The following is a 551-nucleotide window of genomic DNA, read 5'->3' as shown; positions in this document are numbered from 1 at the left end:
CCCAGCAGCGCGCCCAGCGCGTTCGCCACGTTGAACGCCGCGTGGTGCAGGAGCCGGTCCACGGCGGCGGTGGCCAGGGTCTTGGGCATGATCGTGTCGAACCCGGCCGGGTGGATGTTCGAGGTCACGGCGAGGCTGCGGCGTTCGTAGGTCGCGTCGACGAGGCGGTAGAAGGCCTCGGCGGCGGCCTGGCCCGAGGGCAGCATCCCGATGTCGTCGACCACGATGAGCTCGGCCCGGGTGATCCGGGCGATGGTCTTGCCGATCGAGCCGTCCGCCCCGGCCCGGCCGATCGCGGCGGTCAGGGATTCGAGGGTGAACCAGGAGACCCGCGTCCCGGCGTCGATGACCTGATGGGCCAGGGCCTCGAGGAAGTGCGTCTTGCCCGTGCCCGATGGCCCTGAGATCGCGAGGTTCTCCGCCCGGCCCACCCATTCCAGGGTGGCCAAGGCCGACTGGGTCGGGATCGAAGAGTCCGACTCGCGCCAGGACTCGAAGGTCTTCCCAGCGGGCAGTCCGGCGGCCTTGCGGCGGGCGGCTTTGGTGGCCTC

Annotated in this window: 1 protein-coding gene; it reads right to left on the bottom strand. The window is 71.3% G+C overall.

The genetic code is table 11. From position 1 onward, the window contains the following. Positions 1 to 551 (bottom strand): ATP-binding protein (locus RF645_RS13265; protein WP_368819271.1); only part of this gene is annotated, 551 nt, incomplete at both ends.

It is taken from the genome of Kocuria sp. CPCC 205260, from assembly GCF_040981045.1.
GTDB lineage: Bacteria > Actinomycetota > Actinomycetes > Actinomycetales > Micrococcaceae > Kocuria > Kocuria palustris.
This window is presented reverse-complemented; position numbering and strand designations above follow the sequence as displayed.